We start from the raw sequence: 15,857 nt of genomic DNA on the forward strand, positions 1-15,857 counted from the left end.
CGTTAAACGAGTCCTTTAGCCTGCACATAAAGTAAAGAGTACGCTGTCTTCGCATCAAAGATTCGGCCTTCCCGCTCCATTCTAAACGCTTCATCTAACGTTAACTCAACAAGCTCGACGAACTCATCCTCATCTCCATCCGCCTTCTCATCTACAACTTCAAGGTCACGTGCAAGGAACATATGTACAATTTCATCCGCGAATCCTGGCGATGTCGAGAACGATGTAATCGGCTCTAATTTCGCGGTCTTATAGCCTGTCTCTTCTTCAAGTTCTCGCTCTGCTGTCCATTCTGGAGACTCTCCTGGCTCGAGCTTCCCAGCAGGAATCTCTAACGTACTTCGCTCAAGCGCCTTCCGATACTGCTCAACAAAGACGAGTTTCCCTTCTTTCGTAATTGGGATAATGGCTACAGCACCTGGATGCTTCACAAGCTCTCGCTTTGAAGTCTTTCCATTCGGAAGCGTCACATCATCTACTTGTAAGGAAATCACTTTTCCTTTATAAATTTGCTCTGTATGTATCGTTTTCTCTTCAAATTTCTTCATCCATAACACTCCTTCTCACATTCCATGCCACTATTCTACCACACGTAAACACTTCAACCATATTAGTTGAGTCTAGACAGCTTTCCTACGTACAATAGAGACAAATGATGTGAAAGGATGAATAACATGAATAAACGAAGAGTAGGAAAATCCGATTTGTATGTGTCTGAGATTGGACTCGGCACGATGAGTCTTGGCACAAACGAACAACAAGGCAAAGAAATCATCGACCGCGCTCTTGATTCTGGTATCAACTACTTGGATACTGCCGACCTTTATGACTTCGGTCAAAATGAGGAGATCGTCGGCAAAGCCATTAAAGGCCGTCGCGAAGACGTTATTCTCGGCACAAAAGTCGGCAACCACTGGGAACCAGGGAAAGAAGGCTGGTACTGGGATCCATCCAAGTCTTATATTAAAAGCCAAGTGAAAGAAAGCCTTCGTCGCCTCCAGACTGACTACATAGACTTGTATCAGCTCCACGGTGGAACGATTGAGGACCCGATTGATGAGACCATTGAGGCGTTTGAAGAACTTGTTCAGGAAGGGGTTATCCGTTACTACGGCATCTCTTCTATTCGCCCGAATGTCATTCGTGAATTTGTGGAGAAGTCAAACATCGTCAGCGTGATGATGCAATATAGTCTGTTCGACCGTCGCCCTGAAGAAGAAGTGCTCGACCTTCTTCATGACAATCACATCTCCGTGTTTGCACGAGGGCCTGTTGCGAAAGGGATGCTTAGTAATAAAGGGGAACAAAAGGTTGAGGAGAAGGCACAGAATGGGTATTTGACTTATTCTTATGAAGAGATGAAGGAGATGGTTCAGAACTTGCAGACTTTTGCGACTGATGACCGTTCTCTGCAGGCTATTTCGCTTCAGTATGTGCTTCGTCATCCTGCGCTTGCGTCGGCTATTTTCGGTGCGAGTTCTGTTGAGCAGGTGGATAGTAATGTGGCGATGCTTGATGCGCTTGATTTGACGGATAATCTGTATACGCAGCTCCAGCAGATCACGCGTCCGATTGTGTATCAGAAGCATCGTTAACAGCATTTAGGTTTGGACCTTACCTAGCTACTGCAAAGGGGTGTTAGGAAACCGTTCGCTTTCCGCGGACGAACCGTCGAGCCTCCTCGTTCCTCCGGGGTCTCGCCAGTCCGTTCTTCCGCAGGAGTCTCCAGGTTCCCTAACACCCCTTGCCTTTATTGGGCAAATCGGTCCGTCTGTAATTGCTTCTGGTCATGCAGAAACGTCACCAAATTAAAAAGCCGAGAGCACTCATTCTGTGCCTCGGCTTCCTTACTACTTAAACTTACTCCAGTCCATATTGCTTTCATCTAACAGTTCTTCGAAGCTTTTATTTGCTTCGCGGCGTTTTTTCTCTTTGATTCGGCGTTGTTTTTCTTCTTCTTCTCGTTGTTCGGCTTGTTGTTTCAAGTCGGCTTTTTTAGATTGGAGTTGTTTTAGAAGGTCTTCGTTTAGAGAATCTTTCAACGTACCGTATTCTTCTTTTTTCTTCTTCGCCATGTTACATCGCTCCCGTTTTAACTTGTCTCCCCGAGATGGAAGGGTTTAGCAGGCCGTTCGGGGTGTTTAACCTGAACAGCTTTCCTGTCCACTCAAGCTTCATAGCAGAATGGAAGAAGGTTTTCTGTTGTTCATCTATGACAACGGTGTAGGATTCATTCTCTACAACTTTATCAAATGAAGTAGATTCATTTGTGAAAAATACGATTGGTTGACCGTTTACGCCACATCCTAAACCGTCTGTATCGTAATGTAAACGTAACGTTGGTTTGTCAGCGGGTTGAAGGAGTTTCAATTGTTGCAAGGCTTCTTGTGTGATTTCTAAATTCATGGACTCACCCTTTCTTTCTCTCTATGCTAGTAAAACCGCTATGAAAATTCAATGAAATTACATTTTGTTCGTCATACTCCACGTATCTCGTTATACTATAGATAGACTATAGAAATTGGAGGGATTTTCATGTTGGTAACCGTTAACAAACCTATTTTCGCTGAATCAGCAAGCAAGCTTGTCAACTTGGCAAGCGGTTTCTCTGAAACGATTCTATTAAAGAAAGATCATTGGGTCGTAGATGCTAAGAGTTTGCTAGGCGTACTCGCCCTCTCTCTTCAACCCGGAGACCAACTTGAGATTGATGTCCAAGGTGGGAATGAAGCCGCCGTGAAGCAGTCCTTCTTAGACACCGAACTATTTCAAGGATAACCCTGAACCCCCTCGTTCACTCCGAACTAGGGGGTTTCTTGTCCTTCCTCCATCTCCGCAATCGTCACTTTGTTCGACTCTACGATAAGCCAAATGATAGAATCATCTTTCTCAAACGCAAGCAATCCGCCAACACGTAAATCATCTCTTGCCGTCCAACCCCATTCTTCAATCGAGGACAGGTATGCCTCAGGAAGCCCCTCTTCCTTACCACCAATACGCCCGATTCGATAGCTGGCATGAGCGGTTATAGACGCATTTTCCACATCCGTTTCAAATCGAATTGAATTTCGTGGAACCGGAAAATCATCACGCACAGCAGACGCCTTATATCCAAAAATAGGAGAATAGACAAAGACTTGCCCTAGTAACAGCAACAGCGCAATGGCAATGACAACAGTGAATACACGTTTTTTCACAAACCTTCCTCCCCGTTTATCCTCACGCCCTTTTCCTTACATTCTATCCGTTACGTTGACGGAGAACCACCACTAATTTTATAGAGTGCTTTATTCAATGGGGGATTTCGGTAGGTGGGTTCCATCGGTTGAAGCGTGCTTAGTTTCTAGAACCATCCCGCCACAAAATAACGTTCGGATAGTTTATTTCGTAAATACCCACTCTTAATGGAATTTTTATGTTAAATAAATGTGGCAATAACGAGTAGCTAGAGAAGGTGTACAAAGAGAACGAATGAGAAGTCTCCGCTTTACGTTTCCCTTGTGGTGTTAGTTGGCATTTCTCTCTTTGCTGGCTTTATAGGCGTGTTTCTCTCCACGAGAGTATTCAAGTGTAAGACATAAAAAAGACCAACGAGCACTCGCTCGTTGGGTCTCCTTATAGAATATGATTATGGAAAGCTTGGGCTACGCCACTTTCGTTGTTAGTGCCAACCGTTACGTCACACAATTCTTTAACAGCAGGGTCTGCATTGCCCATAGCAATAGATAAGCCTGCTTTCTTAAGCATTGGGACATCGTTTAAGTTGTCGCCGATGGCAACGGTATTTTCCATTGGAATGTTAAAGTAGTCCGCCATAACTTTAAGGCCGTTCCCTTTATTTCCGTATTGATCCATTACTTCAACGTTGAATGGTCCAGAGGACGTTGTGGAGATGGTCGTCACCTCGCCTAATGCTTCCATCGTACGCGCTTTAGGTTCTTCAAATAAGGTCAAGATGAAGAACTTCTGGATATGCTGGTCAGCCAGCTCTTCCAATTCAGTAAACGTTTGTTCCGTTTTCGTCGTCGTTGGTTCTTCTTTCACTCGGTCAAGGTGCTTCACGTATTGTTCAGGAATGGAATCTGCTTGCTCGATTAATGCCTCAACTCGCTCTGTCCAAGATGTGTGAATGTAGATGCCAGAGTCGGTATACACTTTGAACGGAATTCCGTTCTCATCGAGTAACCCCTTAACACTGGCTGCATCTTCTGTTGAAATCGATACCTTACTCAACAGTTTGCCATCCGCGTATACAACGGTGCCGTTGCTTCCACCCACTGGACAATCTAGGTCATATTGATGGAGCAAGCTTTTAATATCTTCTGGCGCCCGGCCAGAACAAATCATGACAACGTGACCTTCTTTCTGAGCATTTCGTATCGCTTCGATGTTTTCATTTGTTATCTCTACATCGGAAGACAATAGTGTCCCGTCTAAATCAATCGCAATTAATTTCATAATAAAGCTCCTTCTTCTTAACCTTGTACTATGTAAGGTTGGTTGCTCTCACAGTTTACTACGTTTCGTAATGGATTGAAACCAATAGGGGCATTCAAATTCCATACCAATTACAAACAACCTATCTATTATTCGTATAACGTTCCCTTCTATACTCCATTACACACGTTTCTGAGACAAATTAAAGCAATCCACCGCTTGTATAAAGCCATGGATTGCTTCTTTTTGCTTATCGTTTATCGTTTGAGAGTTCCAATCATGGTAAGCACGGCGTCTCTTAAATCTCGGTGAGACCAGCTAGGGAGTTTCGAATGAGTTAAGGCAAGTTCATGTGAGGCAGGAATATGAACGAATCCGCCCCTTGTCTCCCATCCCTCTTCTTTGGCACGATGAAGGAAATGGTACATCACATGATTGCATAGATACGCACCTGCCGTATTGGAAATTTCGGCAGGGTACCCTTGCTCCCGAAGATCATGTACCATATCACGAATCGGTAGCGTTGAAAAATAACCATCGGGACCATCTTCTTCAATACGTTCTCCATCTGGTCTATAGCCACGATTATCTGCTTCTGCATCATTGATATTAATGGCGATGCGCTCTGGCGTAATGCGGTTTCGCCCGGCCGCAAGCCCAAGAAGCATCACATCATCCGGCTGCTCCTTGTCTAGCCATTCATCAAGTTTTGTTGCCGTCTCTTTGAAGTCAACTGGTAATACGGCACCTACAATCTCGTAGTGTTCTGTTTTGACCCCATCTAGTTCACGGACAATTGATTCAGTTGGGTTAATTTCGTTGCCAAGAAACGGTTCAAACCCGGTTAACAGTAGTTTCTTCATGCTGTTTGGCCTCCTCATAGCGGTACGTTTCAAACCAGTCGACTAAATAATGAAGGCGTTCCATCCGGAGAGACGGGTGCCCCGTGCGCGAGAGATTGTGGTCGGCATTCGGGAATCGGACGAATGAGACATCCTTCCCTTGCTGCTTTAACGCCACATAAAGTTGCTCTCCTTGTTCGATCGGGCAACGGTAATCTTGTTCCCCATGTAAAATACGTAATGGCGTGTCCATTTGTGGTGTTAGACGAATCGGAGAATGCTCCCACATTTTCTCAGGGTCCTGATAGGCATGCTTGCCAATCTCCCAATCTGTGAAAAAGTAGCCAATATCGCTAACGCCATAGAAGCTTTGCCAATTAGAAATACAACGCTGTGTGACAGCAGCTTTAAAACGGTCTGTCTTGCCAACAATCCAGTTCGTCATAAATCCACCGTAGCTTCCACCCGTTACGTAAAGCTCGTCTTCTGTTAGGAAAGAGTAGTTCTTAAGCGCATAATCAACGCCATTCATAACATCGGCGTAATCTTTACCACCATAATCGCCTCGACAAGCATCTACGAACTCCTGTCCATATCCTTCACTTCCCCGTGGATTCGTGTAAAGAACCACATACCCTTTAGCAGCTAGAAGTTGAAACTCAAAGAAGAAGCTGTATCCATACATCATGTGTGGGCCTCCGTGAACTTCAAGCACAAGCGGATACGTATTAGACGGTTCAAAGTCTGGAGGTGTCATGAGCCACCCTTCTACCTCCCAGTCGTCCTCACTTTCGTAATGGAACTGTTCTACATTGCCGAGTGAGTAATCCTCGAGGAAGGACTGTTGGTGATTTGTTAGCTGTTCCTTTTGGAACCCATCTGTACGACCGAAATAAAACTCTCCTGGGTTATGTACAGCACTACTGCCAATGACAAGGTTACCTGCCTCCGGTGATAGCGTATAGGAGAATACGTGCTGGTTACCTGTTGTGACGGCTTCTATTGTCCCATCTAGCGTTACGCTGTACACGTTTGTTCGTCCATTTTCTGTAGAGAGAAAATAGAGAACGCCATGATTTCCCCATTGCAACAATGCTCCACCACCGAGCGCTGTATCACCAATTTGATAGTCTCCTATATTCCATTTCCAATTCTCCGTAAGGTTTCGAGTCTCTTGTGTAACCGTGTCATATACGTATATGTTATAAAGTGTTGCACCGGCATACTCATAGTGATGTCCGATATACGCAATGTACCGGCCGTCAAGAGAATAAGCTGGGTCATAATAGGACCCTACTTGAGGTGTCAATATTTGTTCAACATCTGAATGCTGGGAACGGACCACAATCTCTGTGCTTCGGTATGGCGGTTCTTCTGTTGCATCTTCTCGTACGAAAGCTACTCTCTCGCCATCAGGTGAATAAGTGATCGATTTTACACTCTTTTCTCCTCTTAGTAGTAATTTCGCCTCCCCATTCTCTACGTTGACAACCCCAATATGAGATTTCTTCTTCTCTCGAATTTCATGAACTCCGTCAGCTTTATAGTCTAGCGTTTCAACAACCAACGCCTTCTTCTGTTCATCTTCTTTATCCAACCCATCCTCTAACGATTGTCCTTTATGTAAGGAGACAGAAAAGAGAAGTTCACGACCATCAGGAGACCATACAGGGTTGCCAACATCAACAGGTAGATCTGTTATCTGCTTGGCCTCTCCTCCATTCGCAGCCATTGACCAGATTTGAGATTTCCCAGAACGCTTCGAGACAAATGCAAGTTTCATTCCATCGGGTGACCACGTAGGAGAATGGTCGTTGCCATCCCCATATGTCCATTGAGACACTTCTTTACTATGTAAGTCCACATGATATAAATGAGTTTCGTAATCATGCTTATCATTAATGGTTTTTAATGTATAAATAACCCGTTTACCGTCTGGAGACAGAACGGGATTCATCGGAAACGTTAACTGTGGTAAATCGGTATGTGAAACTTTTTTCATAACCATACTCCCTTTTCAGTTAGTTTACTTGTATAAATTCGGCACACGGCTCTTGAAGACAGGTACTTCTTCACGAATACGTGGGACTTCGTCAAGTTGAAGTGCGCCACGGATTGTCTCTTCCTCTTGCACATCGCCTATTGCATGGCACGTTCCCCATGGGTCAATAAACATGGAGGTTCCTGCAAATTCAGTCCCATCATAGGCTCCCACCCGGTTGCAGGAGACGACATACATTTGATTCTCAATGGCTCGGGCTTGAAGAAGAGTCTTCCAATGCTCTCGACGTGCTGAAGGCCATTCCGCAACAACATGGAGGACTTGTACACCAGCTAGTGCAAGCTGACGACTTACTTCAGGGAAACGTAAATCATAACAAATTAAGACTCCCATCTTAATCCCATCAAGTTCAAAGACTTGAACAGACTCTTCCCCGCCGTCTAAGTACGCTGGCTCATTCAACATTGGGACCAAGTGAATTTTGTTGTACGTATGCACGAGCTCTCCTTCTTTATTTACAACAATTGCTGTGTTATATATCCTTTCATCGACCTGATTCGCAACAGAACCACCGATAATATGGATTCCAAATTCTTTCGCGAGTTCTTTCAGAAAGGATAGAGTAGGCTCTCCATTCTGGTCTGCGACATCCTTTAATTGGGGCAACGTGTACGCCGTTGTCCACATCTCAGGCAACACAATAAGATCTGGCTTCTCTTCTTGAACCGTTCTTTCTACCCAACTCCTTACCTTCTGCCGATTCGCCTCTGGCTCCCCAGCTATAATATCCATTTGATACAAGGCATACTTCACATCCTCACCCACTTTCCTGATTATTCGAATAATTCCATCATACAGGAAAATCTTTTCTAACGTAAATGATTTGAATGATACGTAGAATGGGAGAATTTGATCTTGTAGAGCTAAACGTACGATGTTATGCAAAACAACTTAGAGAAAAGTCTATTGTATGAGGTAAAGAGGGGAATAAATTTAAATTTTTGTAGACACTCAAGATGGTTTACAGTTTGAAATTCAAGAAAGAACCCTTCATCGTTCCTATAGTAAAATATTCTCATTTAGAAATATTTCCCATTATGTAAGAACAAATCGTAAAAGGCTCTACATGGAAACGATGATACGTCTTTGACATCTTCTATAACTACAGAATAATGCATCATCAGAACCCCTGACTTTATAACCAACTATTAACAAATGTGTTTCTGACTCGGAATTTCTATGTTAGCGTTTACTCATACTACTTCAAAGGAGAGATTTCATGAAAAAAGCAGTAAGACTCACACTCGGAACACTCTCTATGGCTTTAATCTTCTTCGTTAGTTTCGGAGTCAGTCAATCCCAAATTGTAGAAGCTGGAGTGGCAGGAGAATCGTATACGGTATACATTACTGAAGACGAAGTTGAGAACATGTACGAATATAAATATAGCAATACAAAAAGCTTAATAAGTTATGTAGGATCGGTCGCCTCTAGCCTACCAATCTCAGGTGATTTATCTAGCGATAATTTAAGAGCCATTGACGAAGCCTATTACGACAATACAGGCATCGTAGCCACTTACACGTACGGAATTACAATGAGCTTAAACACACTAGAATTTGAACCTGCATAACACTAACTAAATTAGATCACGCAACAAGGGAAGGAGTTAATCTCCTTCCCTTGTTGCTATTAACAGCATATAACCGCTACTCGTATGCCATAGATGCTTAGAACAAACAATCTAACTCCCCAGCTATTATACTCCGCTACCCTTCATTTACCTTAGAAAAAAAGCCAACAATTCTTCTAATAACCACTCTCATTAAATTTCATATGAGGCTTTTCTTCTCGATAATAATGTAGTCGTTCCTTTAGAGTACCGGTGTGAAATTCGAATTTGTGGCCATCAGGGTCTGTGAAATAAACGGATTCCCTGTCCCGATTAGAACGTTCGCGCCCTGGAAGGATATGTACACCAATCTGTTCAAGGCGTTCCCGCTCTGACTCAATTTCTTCTTCTGGCACTGAAAAAGCGATGTGTGTGTAGGAGTGATGGATGTCATGACGAGGAATATCACGCTCTTCATTTAACGCAAGCCACATGCCAGCTAGATCGAAGTAAGCGGTCTTCTCTCCCACAACGAGCAACTCTGCATCAAAGACTTCTTGATAGAATTGAATGGAGCGTTTCAAGTCTGAGACAGAGAAAAGCAAATGGTTTAATCCTGTAATTTTCATAGGAATTCCTCCTTATAAGGTTTATCCATTTCTTGCAAGGGTATAGTATAAAAGTTGCATGTTCACTCTATTTAAACTATAGTTACATAGCAACGAACACCTTCCTATACATATAAAGAGACGAATTACGACTGGAATGTGACAGAATTTAAGGGGGACAAACAAATGTCTATTTATGATTACACAGCCACAATGATGAATGGCTCAGAGAAATCGCTAAGCGACTATAAAGGAAAGGTCTTTCTCGTCGTCAATACGGCGGGGCGATGTGGATTCACGTATCAATATGAAGACCTTCAGAAGTTATACGACCGCTACCACTCTAAAGGGTTTGAAATTCTAGGATTCCCATGTAATCAATTCGATAACCAAGAACCTGATAGCAACGACCGAATTCAAACGGCTTGCATGCTGAACTATGGAGTATCATTCCCACTTTTCCAGAAAACAGACGTACGCGGCGAAAATGCTCATCCATTATTTCAATACCTATCAGAATCCATCCCGTTCCAAGGATTCAACAAATGGCATCCAGTTGCCAAGATTCTAATACCACTATTGAATGAAAAGCACCCAGAATACTTAGTTGACTCCCACTCCATCAAGTGGAACTTCACGAAATTCCTTGTTTCTTCAGAAGGCGAAATCGTGAAGCGTTTCGAGCCTACCACAGATCCAATTGATATGGAAGCAGACATTGAAGCGTTGCTCAAAAAGGTAACGGTATAAATAAGAAAGGCGGGCGGATGCGCTCGCCTTTCTTATTTACGTATTCAACAGCCTACTTTTAATCTGACTTGGTGACAATCTCTTCATGAATGAATCGAGACATGTCAGTAATAAATTAAAATAAAAAAGACGAGCGGATTTCGCTCGTCTTTTCCTGCTATACTTAGTATTTATCCCACTGAAGCACATCGTCAAGTGGTAGACGGTTCTTATCGAATCCTGCTTTCGCACCTTTACCTACAGATAGAAGCATTACTGGCTCTACGCCTTCTGGAATGTTGAATGTTGCTTTGAATTCATCTTCCTTGAAGCCGCCCATTGGTACTGTGTCAAGACCTTTTGCTTTTGCAGCAAGCATCAGTTGCATCGCTACAAGACCACCGTCGATCATTGCAACGTTTTTACGTTTCTCATCAGTGAAACCACCGTAAGTTTGGTGAATGCTGTTAATATACGTGTCAGCCATATCTTTCGGCATGCGACCCATTTCTACTAGATTCCCGTAGATTTCTCCAGCTTTCTTGTATGCATCTGTGTCGCCAAGAATAGCAACGACAATGGACGCATCCACGATTTGTTGCTGGTTAAATGCGATTGGTAGCAATTCTTCTTTAGCAGCTTGGTCTTGAATCACTAGGAATCTCCAAGGCTGTAGGTTAGAAGAAGAAGGAGCCTGAATTGCAGTTTCTAGCAATTCACGGATTTCGCTTTCTTCCATTTTGTGTGAAGGGTCGTATTGACGCACAGAACGACGCTCTTCTGCGATTGTGAAGAAATCAGTTGTATCCAACTGTTTTGGTGCTTCAGCAGAACCAAGATCTTTCGCTTTATTTAAATAATCTTCTTTACTCATTGTTTTATCAGACATACTGTAATTCCCCTCTCGAAACTGTATCTTTTACAAGAACAGTATATCCCTTAAACTGTTCTAAAGTCAAGAACAGTTGCTCACATAAAAAAACGAAACCACGTTGTTTCGTCTTCTAATCTCTTAATAAATCCGCTAACGTCTTCTCTTTTAAGCCTGCCAAAATCCAGTTCTCCATCTCTTCACGAAGCTCACACAACGCCTCTCGAGTATTTGGGAGAAAACAGCCTTTTTGTTCAACGTCTAAGAAATCCTTCGGCAACGTTTCAGCTCTCATCGCTTCGTACACCTCGGATAAATACAGTTCACTTGGCTCTTTCACAAGAGAATAGCCTCCGTCACGGCCTTCCTTCGCCTGAATAATCCCTGCCTTTACAAGGTGGGTTAGAATCTTTCTCAAGAAGACGGACTTCGATTCAAGCTTTTCTGCAAGCTTGCCACTTGGACACAGACCTTCGTAGTTTGCTAGAACAATTAACGCCTGCACCGCCATGCCAAACCACTTTGTATTCGACGCTTTCTCTACCATACTAACACCTCTCTACCTCAATCCATTGTCCTACATATAGAAAGAGAAGTCAAAAGAGAGGGACAACGAACCTGTCCCTCTGTCTCTCCCTCTATACGGCAGCTTGTTCGACGCGGTTCATAAAGTCATCGACGACTTTTTTGTTGTTCTTCTCTCCACCTAGCTTTACGAGAACGCGGCCAATGAAGTTGATGCCTTCATTTTGTCCTGAATAAACGAATCTTGTATGACCTTCATCAATTTTGTGTAGGGTGAAAGACAAATCGATCTTAAACGCTTTGCCAAGCTCAAATGCAATGCGTTTATGTTTGTTATTTGGGGTATTCGTGTACTCAAGTGTTTCAACGAGATATGTTTCCACACGTTTCCCCTCTTTATAACTTTGCCTATAAATCGACCCTACTTCTCCTTCTTTCGTTTCTACGGGTTCATTTTCAACGACATTTGGCATGATCTTATACATATTCTCTTCTTTAAAGAACTCCCAAATCGTCTCAATATTGCTGTTGATGGTGCGTTCTTCTTCCCACTTAATCAACGTGTTCGCCCCTTCCTTCTTTTAGAAATGCTTCAATCTCGTCTCTTTTCTCACCTAGTTGTTTCATTTCTTCTTCTATTCTCTCTTGTTTCTTAATCAAGAGTGCTTCCAAGTTTTCGAAAGACTCATCCTCCATAACCGATTTCATCTCTTGAATCGTAAATCCAAAGCTTCGGAGTTTCACAAGCATCTTCGCGAGCAAGAATGAATGGTTATCGTAATAGCGATAATTGTTGCTAGGGTCTATGTAGGCTGGTTCTACTAGACCAACGTGCGCATAATAACGCAATGTCTCCTTCGTAAGACCCGTCATCTCTGCAAATTCACTAACTTTATACATGCACCATGTCCACCTCAACTTCCAGTATAAACGATGTAGCGCACCACACAGTCAACAGCAGATGGGACGGAGTGGGACGAGAGGGACAGGTTCCTTGTCCCGCTAGAGGGACGAGGTACCTGTCCCTCAGTCCCTCTCTTCTACAATGCCGGATTCGACATAGGTGACTTCTGCTGTGTGGGCGTCAATTTTTTCAATGAATCTGGCCGATTTTGGCACGTCCATTCTGTACATGAGGTCGAATCCATCTTCTTCACTCGTTCGGCTTAATTTAACTAGTAAGTCCTTTGTATAGATCTCTTGTGCTTGTTGGAAATTTAGTGTAGGTGTGGTCGTGAACGCTTGGAAGTGCTCCTTTTGAACAGTCGGTATTGTCGCGTCTCGAACAAAGCCCGTAAAGTAACCCACATGTACGTAGGCTGTCTCACTGTTCACTGGGATGCCCTTATAGAACGGTTGGAAGGTAAAGATTTCTGTTGGCTCCTCGTCACCTTCCTCCCATTCCATGCCGTCAAATTCAAATGCCTCTTCACCGTCGAACACATATTTGTAGTACGCATTCACCTCTGGTTCGACAGCATAAAGCAACTCAACTGCCGCTTGGTATAGCTGAGACTTTGGCAGGGGATTGGAGTAGTTTGTAGGAGCAAGTGTACTCGAACGAATCAGCACATATCCTTCTTCTGAAACGTCCATTAAGATTGGCTCATCACCCTCTTCAACCTCTTCCTTAGGTTCCTGCCACCATATACGACTACCAATTGCTTCATATTTCTTATAGTGGCCCGGAACGCCGAGCAATGATTCAATGGCCGTCGTAGTTGTTGAAGCCGGTAGTTCTTTGAAGACAGGTTTAACTTCAGGATTCTCATCGAATACCCTTGAAATGTCACCATCTACCGTAACTCCCATAATTTCATGCACAGGGATGTATTGAAGCTTCGGTGTCGCTTGTTCCATATCGATCCCTAGCTCGATTAACGGTTCCTTCATTAGAATGGAATAAGCCTCCTCTTCACTCACCTTGATTTCAGGATAACGAATGCCCTCAGGCTTCGGAAACACCGACGCCGCTTGAAGAAAACCGTACTGGTTGAACGTAATGATGCTCCCAGTGTTCGGAAGCAGAATGTCTAACTCTTCATCAAGCGCCTCAAACATGAACATGAATTCCCCATCTCCCCAATCAAACGAAGAACTAAATGTCACCTCATATTGACAAAATTCATGAACAAACGATTCAGCCCGTCCCTTTAGCTCTTCATAAGTTAACGTTGTCTTCCACTGAGATTTCCACTCTTCTGGAACCTCCTCAGGCAAGAGGTCAATTCCAATATTGTTGAAGTGCCCCTCATCCGACACTTCGATGTAGCCATACAGATTACCCTTGCTATCAACAAGTGAATAAAACCCTTCTATTTCCTCGTCAGCTACATACGTAAGTACAGGACTACTCGGCAAATACCACATCAATTTCTCTATCACGGAATACTTCAACCCACTCTCCCCTTTCTATGTACGTATACAGTATATACCATATGCAGTAGGACGGGGGGACAGGTTCCTTGTCCCAGCGGGACGAGGAACCTGTCCCTCCGTCCCCCCCTATCGAATTTCGTTTATCTTCTATATAATATAGAAGCATGAATTTTTGAAGGAAAAGGTGTTAGAACGATGAGCTTACTCACAGTAAAGAACCTCAGTCATGGATTTGGGGATCGTGCAATATTTGAAGATGTATCTTTCCGCCTGCTGAAAGGCGAGCATATTGGGCTAATTGGCGCAAATGGCGAAGGAAAGTCAACCTTTATGAATATTATTACCGGCAAGTTGGAACCGGACGCTGGCAAGATTCAATGGTCGAAGCGTGTCCGCATCGGGTATCTTGACCAGCACGCTGATTTGCAGCAAGGCATGAGCATTCGTGATGTGCTGCGTACTGCGTTCCAATACTTGTTTGATATGGAAACAGAAATGAACAACATGTTTGCGAAAATGGGCGAAGTCGAGCCAGAGGAATTAGAAGAACTACTCGAGGAGACAGGGCGCATTCAAGACGAATTGACGAACAACGACTTTTACATCATTGATGCTAAAGTTGAAGAAGTAGGAAACGGTCTTGGCTTGAATGAGATTGGGTTCGACCGCGATGTCCACGACTTGAGTGGCGGTCAACGTACGAAAGTACTGTTGGCTAAATTATTACTTGAAAAGCCAGACATTCTACTACTTGATGAGCCAACGAACTACTTGGACGTCGAGCATATTGAATGGCTTCGCACTTATTTGCAGCAGTATGAGAACGCATTTATATTGATCTCCCACGACATTCCATTCCTAAATAGTGTCGTCAACCTCATATATCATATGGAAAACCAAGAACTCACTCGCTATCCAGGCGACTATGACGAGTTCTTGAGTGTCTATGAGATGAAGAAGCAGCAGAAAGAAGCCGCGTTTAAGAAGCAACAGAAGGAAATCGCCAACTTGAAGGACTTCGTTGCCAGAAACAAGGCAAACGCAGCCACGAGTAAGATGGCGATGTCCCGACAGAAGAAACTTGATAAGATGGACGTTATCGAACTCGATTCAGAGAAGCCAAAGCCTACGTTTAACTTTAAGCAAGCACGTACACCAGGCAAGTATCTATTCGAAACGAAAGACTTGGTAATCGGCTATGACGAACCACTCTCCCGTCCGTTGAACTTATCCATGGAGCGCGGACAAAAGATTGCTCTTTCTGGCGCGAACGGAATCGGGAAAACGACCCTATTAAAAAGTATCTTAGGCGAAATTCAACCTGTATCAGGCGATGTACAGCTGGGTGAACACTTGCATATAGGCTATTTCGAACAAGAATTGAAAGAGACGAGTCAGAATACGTGTATTGAAGAAGTGTGGGAGGAATTCCGTCACTTCACACAATATGAAGTTCGCGCAGCCCTCGCTCGTTGCGGCCTCACGAAGAAGCACATTGAAAGTAAAGTGCAAGTGCTGAGCGGAGGCGAAAAGGCAAAAGTTCGCCTTTGCAAACTGATTAACAAAGAAACCAATCTTCTCGTACTTGACGAACCGACGAATCACCTTGACGTTGATGCGAAAGAAGAGTTAAAACGCGCGCTTAAAGAATATAAAGGCAGCGTCTTGCTCATCTCCCACGAACCTGATTTCTACAAAGACATCGTAACGGAAACGTGGAACTGCGAAGACTGGACGACAAAAGTATTTTAATAAGAAGCAGCTCCTACTGAGGGAGCTGCTTTTAAATTAGGACGAGAAGTGGGACAAATAACCTGTCCCCCTGTCCCTCACAAGGGATATTCCTTCAATT

The 15,857-nt window shown here is 43.6% G+C and carries 19 protein-coding genes; 5 read left to right on the top strand and 14 right to left on the bottom strand.

What is annotated here, in order from left to right:
• Positions 1 to 2 precede the first annotated feature (2 nt).
• A complete protein-coding gene (locus H513_RS0104200) occupies positions 3 to 548 on the bottom strand; it encodes an NUDIX hydrolase (protein WP_026799595.1) in 546 nt (181 codons plus the stop codon).
• A gap of 126 nt (positions 549 to 674) precedes the next feature.
• Between H513_RS0104200 and H513_RS0104205 the strand changes: the two genes are divergently transcribed.
• Positions 675 to 1,595 carry an aldo/keto reductase gene (locus H513_RS0104205; protein WP_026799596.1) on the top strand — a complete coding sequence of 307 codons (921 nt, stop codon included), beginning with the start codon at positions 675 to 677 and terminating at the stop codon, positions 1,593 to 1,595.
• Between the two features lie 255 nt (positions 1,596 to 1,850).
• Here H513_RS0104205 and H513_RS0104210 read toward each other — a convergent pair whose 3' ends face one another.
• Positions 1,851 to 2,075: a YqkE family protein gene (locus H513_RS0104210; protein ID WP_026799597.1), complete on the bottom strand. Its 225-nt coding sequence runs from the start codon at positions 2,073 to 2,075 to the stop codon at positions 1,851 to 1,853.
• A 1-nt stretch (position 2,076) separates the two neighbouring features.
• Complete coding sequence (locus tag H513_RS0104215; protein WP_026799598.1) at positions 2,077 to 2,406, bottom strand: iron-sulfur cluster biosynthesis family protein; 330 nt, start codon at positions 2,404 to 2,406, stop codon at positions 2,077 to 2,079.
• 129 nt (positions 2,407 to 2,535) lie between these two features.
• Between H513_RS0104215 and H513_RS19555 the strand changes: the two genes are divergently transcribed.
• Complete coding sequence (locus H513_RS19555) at positions 2,536 to 2,778, top strand: HPr family phosphocarrier protein (protein ID WP_036769789.1); 243 nt, start codon at positions 2,536 to 2,538, stop codon at positions 2,776 to 2,778.
• Positions 2,779 to 2,804: 26 nt separating this feature from the next.
• Here the strand turns inward: H513_RS19555 and H513_RS0104225 are convergent, their stop codons facing one another.
• From H513_RS0104225 to H513_RS0104245, 5 genes are all read right to left on the bottom strand, one after another.
• A complete protein-coding gene (locus H513_RS0104225) occupies positions 2,805 to 3,197 on the bottom strand; it encodes a hypothetical protein (RefSeq protein WP_026799599.1) in 393 nt (130 codons plus the stop codon).
• Positions 3,198 to 3,615: 418 nt separating this feature from the next.
• Positions 3,616 to 4,458: a Cof-type HAD-IIB family hydrolase gene (locus tag H513_RS0104230; RefSeq protein WP_026799600.1), complete on the bottom strand. Its 843-nt coding sequence runs from the start codon at positions 4,456 to 4,458 to the stop codon at positions 3,616 to 3,618.
• Between the two features lie 236 nt (positions 4,459 to 4,694).
• Positions 4,695 to 5,300, bottom strand: coding sequence for a pyroglutamyl-peptidase I (locus H513_RS0104235; RefSeq protein ID WP_026799601.1), 606 nt, complete (start codon positions 5,298 to 5,300; stop codon positions 4,695 to 4,697).
• A complete protein-coding gene (locus H513_RS19560) occupies positions 5,272 to 7,281 on the bottom strand; it encodes a S9 family peptidase (protein WP_051239657.1) in 2,010 nt (669 codons plus the stop codon). Before H513_RS19560 ends, H513_RS0104235 begins: the two co-directional genes overlap by 29 nt.
• Before the next feature lie 24 nt (positions 7,282 to 7,305).
• The gene (locus H513_RS0104245; RefSeq protein ID WP_026799602.1) at positions 7,306 to 8,094 is read right to left on the bottom strand and encodes a carbon-nitrogen family hydrolase; all 789 of its coding nucleotides are present in this window, start codon (positions 8,092 to 8,094) and stop codon (positions 7,306 to 7,308) included.
• Positions 8,095 to 8,560: 466 nt separating this feature from the next.
• Between H513_RS0104245 and H513_RS0104250 the strand changes: the two genes are divergently transcribed.
• On the top strand, positions 8,561 to 8,914 hold the full coding sequence (locus tag H513_RS0104250) for a hypothetical protein (RefSeq protein ID WP_026799603.1): 354 nt from the start codon (positions 8,561 to 8,563) through the stop codon (positions 8,912 to 8,914).
• A gap of 176 nt (positions 8,915 to 9,090) precedes the next feature.
• Here the strand turns inward: H513_RS0104250 and fosB are convergent, their stop codons facing one another.
• Positions 9,091 to 9,522 carry a metallothiol transferase FosB gene (gene fosB / locus H513_RS0104255; protein ID WP_026799604.1) on the bottom strand — a complete coding sequence of 144 codons (432 nt, stop codon included), beginning with the start codon at positions 9,520 to 9,522 and terminating at the stop codon, positions 9,091 to 9,093.
• A gap of 165 nt (positions 9,523 to 9,687) precedes the next feature.
• On the opposite strand from fosB, the gene H513_RS0104260 reads away from it, so the two are divergent.
• Positions 9,688 to 10,251: a glutathione peroxidase gene (locus tag H513_RS0104260; RefSeq protein WP_026799605.1), complete on the top strand. Its 564-nt coding sequence runs from the start codon at positions 9,688 to 9,690 to the stop codon at positions 10,249 to 10,251.
• 163 nt (positions 10,252 to 10,414) lie between these two features.
• On the opposite strand, the gene H513_RS0104265 is transcribed toward H513_RS0104260, so the two are convergent.
• From H513_RS0104265 to H513_RS0104285, 5 genes are all read right to left on the bottom strand, one after another.
• Entirely contained in the window at positions 10,415 to 11,119 is a 705-nt protein-coding gene (locus H513_RS0104265; protein ID WP_026799606.1) for a nitroreductase family protein, read from the bottom strand.
• A gap of 115 nt (positions 11,120 to 11,234) precedes the next feature.
• The gene (locus H513_RS0104270; protein ID WP_026799607.1) at positions 11,235 to 11,648 is read right to left on the bottom strand and encodes an RrF2 family transcriptional regulator; all 414 of its coding nucleotides are present in this window, start codon (positions 11,646 to 11,648) and stop codon (positions 11,235 to 11,237) included.
• A 91-nt stretch (positions 11,649 to 11,739) separates the two neighbouring features.
• Positions 11,740 to 12,186 (bottom strand): SRPBCC family protein, encoded by a 447-nt coding sequence (locus H513_RS0104275; protein ID WP_026799608.1) that lies wholly within the window; start codon positions 12,184 to 12,186, stop codon positions 11,740 to 11,742.
• Positions 12,179 to 12,526: a MerR family transcriptional regulator gene (locus H513_RS0104280; protein ID WP_026799609.1), complete on the bottom strand. Its 348-nt coding sequence runs from the start codon at positions 12,524 to 12,526 to the stop codon at positions 12,179 to 12,181. Before H513_RS0104280 ends, H513_RS0104275 begins: the two co-directional genes overlap by 8 nt.
• A 126-nt stretch (positions 12,527 to 12,652) precedes the next feature.
• The gene (locus H513_RS0104285) at positions 12,653 to 14,023 is read right to left on the bottom strand and encodes a hypothetical protein (RefSeq protein WP_026799610.1); all 1,371 of its coding nucleotides are present in this window, start codon (positions 14,021 to 14,023) and stop codon (positions 12,653 to 12,655) included.
• Positions 14,024 to 14,200: 177 nt separating this feature from the next.
• On the opposite strand from H513_RS0104285, the gene H513_RS0104290 reads away from it, so the two are divergent.
• Complete coding sequence (locus tag H513_RS0104290; RefSeq protein ID WP_026799611.1) at positions 14,201 to 15,757, top strand: ABC-F family ATP-binding cassette domain-containing protein; 1,557 nt, start codon at positions 14,201 to 14,203, stop codon at positions 15,755 to 15,757.
• Positions 15,758 to 15,857: the final 100 nt, after the last annotated feature.

The sequence above is a fragment of the Pontibacillus halophilus JSM 076056 = DSM 19796 genome (assembly GCF_000425205.1).
In the GTDB taxonomy this organism is placed as follows: domain Bacteria; phylum Bacillota; class Bacilli; order Bacillales; family BH030062; genus Pontibacillus_A; species Pontibacillus_A halophilus.